Source organism: Acidocella sp. KAb 2-4, assembly GCF_020567705.1.
Lineage (GTDB): Bacteria > Pseudomonadota > Alphaproteobacteria > Acetobacterales > Acetobacteraceae > Acidocella.
Genome location: NZ_JAJDJU010000058.1, coordinates 1 through 3,413 on the forward strand (window position 1 = coordinate 1; position 3,413 = coordinate 3,413).

A 3,413-nucleotide genomic window follows, 5' to 3' on the forward strand; every position below is an offset into this window, starting at 1 on the left:
AGTGCGGTGATGCTGCATTTGGCGCGCAAGGCGTTTTATCCGAGCCCGCCGCCATTTCCGCTGCTGCATGTGGACACGACGTGGAAGTTCAAGGCGATGTACGAGCTGCGCGACCGCATGGCGCGCGAGAGCGGGATGGAGCTGATTGTCTACCATAACCCCGAGGCGATGGCGAAGGGGATCAACCCGTTTGACCACGGCCCGCTGCATACGGATATGTGGAAGACGGAAGGGCTGAAGCAGGCTTTGGACAAATACGGCTTTGACGCCGCGTTTGGCGGCGCGCGCCGTGATGAGGAGAAATCCCGCGCCAAGGAGCGCATCTTCTCGTTCCGCTCGGCCAATCACCGCTGGGACCCGAAGAACCAGCGTCCGGAGCTGTGGAATCTGTACAACGCGCGCAAGGCCAAGGGCGAGAGCATCCGCGTGTTTCCGATTTCGAATTGGACGGAGCTGGATATCTGGCAATACATCCATTTGGAGAATATCCCGATCGTGCCGCTATATTTCGCGGCGATGCGGCCGACCGTGGAGCGCGACGGGCTGACGATCATGGTGGATGACGAGCGCTTCCCGCTGAAGCCCGGTGAGGTGCCGGAGATGAAGTCCATCCGCTTCCGCACGCTGGGCTGCTACCCGCTCACCGGCGCGGTGGAGAGCGAGGCGAAGACGCTGCCCGAGGTGATCCAGGAGATGCTGCTGACCACGACATCGGAGCGCCAAGGCCGGGTGATCGACAAGGATGCTGGCGGCGCCAGCATGGAGAAGAAGAAGCAGGAGGGGTATTTCTGATGTCCGAGGTTCAGGAAAGCTCCTACAAGACCGAGGCGCTGATCGCGGAAGACATCAACGCCTATCTGGAGAAGCATCAGCACAAGAGCATGCTGCGCTTCATCACCTGCGGCTCGGTGGATGACGGCAAATCGACGCTGATCGGACGGCTGCTGTATGATTCGAAGATGATCTTCGAGGATCAGTTGGCGGCGCTGGAATCCGATTCCAAACGCCATGGCACGCAGGGAGAGCAGATAGATTTCGCGTTGCTGGTCGATGGCCTCGCCGCCGAGCGTGAGCAGGGCATCACCATCGACGTGGCCTACCGGTTTTTCGCCACGGAGAAGCGCAAATTCATCGTCGCGGACACGCCCGGCCATGAGCAATATACACGTAACATGGTCACGGGCGCGTCCACGGCGGATCTCGCCGTGATCCTGATTGACGCGCGCAAAGGCGTGCTGACGCAGACGCGGCGGCATTCCTATCTCGCGCATCTCATCGGCATTCGCCAGATCGTGCTGGCGGTGAATAAGATGGATCTGATCGGCTACGATCAGGCGAAGTATGAGGCGATTGTCGAGGAGTATCGCAAATTCGCCGACAGCATCGGCATCAAGGGTTTCACGCCGATGCCGATCTCCGGCTTCAAGGGCGATAACATCACCACGAAGTCCGAGAATACGCCATGGTATCAGGGCCCGACCCTGATGGCCTATCTGGAGAGCGTGGAGCTGGATGTGACCGCGGATCAGGCGAAGCCGTTCCGGCTGCCGGTGCAGTGGGTGAACCGGCCGAATCTGGATTTCCGTGGGTTTTCCGGGCAGGTTGCCTCGGGCGTGGTGCGCCCTGGCGATGCCATCCGGGTGCTGCCCTCGGGCAAGACCTCGACGGTGACGCGCATTGTCACGCTGGATGGCGATCTGGAGCAGGCCGTGGCCGGGCAATCGGTGACGCTGTGCTTTGCCGATGAGATCGACTGCTCGCGCGGCGATGTGATCACCCTGGCCGATGCGCCGGTGCAGGTGGCGGACCAGTTTGAGGCGACGATCGTGTGGATGGCCGATGAGGCGCTGACACCGGGTCGCGCCTATTGGCTGAAGCTGGCGACACAGACGGTTTCGGTGAGTGTGCATGCACCGAAATATCAGGTGAACGTGAACACCATGGAGCACATGGCGGCGAAGACGCTGGAGCTGAACGCCATCGGTGTCGCCAATATTGCCACCGACCGGCCGATCCCGTTCGAGGCTTATGAGCGCAACCGCACGCTGGGCGGGTTCATCCTGATCGACAAGATGAGCAACGCCACCGTGGCGGCGGGAATGATCCATTTCGCGCTGCGGCGTTCGCAGAATGTGCATTGGCAGGCGCTGGATATTTCCCGCGATGTGCATGCGAGTTTGAAGAACCAGAAGCCGGCGGTGCTGTGGTTCACCGGCTTCTCGGGCGCGGGCAAGAGCACGATCGCCAACCTTGTTGAGAAGAAGCTGGTGCGGATGAACCGGCATACCTTCCTGCTCGATGGCGATAATGTGCGCCATGGGCTGAACAAGGATCTCGGCTTCACCCAGGCGGACCGGATCGAGAATATCCGGCGCGTGGGCGAGGTGGCGAAGCTGATGACGGATGCCGGGCTGATCGTGCTCACCGCGTTCATTTCGCCGTTCCGCTCGGAGCGTGAGATGGTGCGCAAGATGATGCAGCCGGGCGAGTTCGTGGAGATCTTTATCGACACCAAGCTGGAGGAGGCGGAGAAACGCGACGTGAAGGGGCTGTATAAGAAGGCGCGCTCCGGCGAGTTGAAGAACTTCACCGGCATCGACTCTCCGTATGAGCCGCCGGAGAACCCGGAGATCCACATCGACACCGCGAAGCTGACGCCGGAGCAGGCGGCGGATCTGATCATTGAAAGGCTGATCCCGTGACCGATCTGGAATTGGCGAAACAGATCGCCGCGACGGCGGGCCGGCTGCTGCTGGAGTTGCAGCAATCGGGCTTGTTCTCGGAGAAGGCGCTGGGCAAGGCGGGGGACCGCGTGGCGAATGCCTTCATCATGGAGGCGCTGGCCCGGCAGCGCCCCGAAGATGCCGTGCTCTCCGAGGAGGAGAAAGACAACGAGGGGCGGCTCCGTGCGGGGCGGGTATGGATTGTCGACCCGCTGGATGGCACGCGCGAATATGGCGAGCGGCGGACGGATTGGGCGGTGCATGTGGCGCTGTCCATCGACGGCGCGCCGGCACTGGGGGCGGTGGCGCTGCCAGGGCTGGGGCTGACGTTAACCTCCGAGCCGCAGGTCCTGCCCGAGGTGGCGCCGAAGCTGCGCATGCTGGTCAGCCGCACCCGGCCGGCCAAGGAGGCGGTGGCGGTGGCGGAGGCTTTGGGCGCCGAACTGGTGCCGATGGGCTCGGCTGGGGCCAAGGCGATGGCGGTGCTGCGCGGCGAGGCGGATATCTACCTGCACACCGGCGGGCAATATGAGTGGGATAACTGCGCCCCCGCCGCGGTGGCCCTCGCCGCAGGGCTGCACGCCTCCCGCGCCGATGGCAGCCCGCTCATCTACAACAACGAAAACCCGTATCTGCCAGATCTGCTCATCTGCCAAAAAGAATTGGCGCCAAAAGTGCTGCAGGCGGTGG

General features: G+C 62.6%; 3 protein-coding genes. All 3 read left to right on the forward strand.

The genetic code is table 11. The features are described from left to right. The coding region (gene cysD, locus LI953_RS15245; RefSeq protein ID WP_227076944.1) for a sulfate adenylyltransferase subunit CysD at positions 1-792 on the forward strand (792 nt) is incomplete at its 5' end. Then, positions 792-2,702 (forward strand): sulfate adenylyltransferase subunit CysN, encoded by a 1,911-nt coding sequence (gene cysN, locus LI953_RS15250; protein ID WP_227076945.1) that lies wholly within the window; start codon positions 792-794, stop codon positions 2,700-2,702. The genes cysD and cysN, both read left to right, overlap by 1 nt. Next, positions 2,699-3,413: 3'(2'),5'-bisphosphate nucleotidase CysQ (locus tag LI953_RS15255; protein ID WP_227076946.1), on the forward strand; the 715-nt coding region annotated here is incomplete at its 3' end. The genes cysN and LI953_RS15255, both read left to right, overlap by 4 nt.

Excerpts from the sequence above, each read along its gene's own strand:
- cysN (WP_227076945.1), top strand. The coding sequence starts at position 792 with ATGTCCGAGGTTCAGGAAAGCTCCTACAAGACCGAGGCGCTGATCGCG.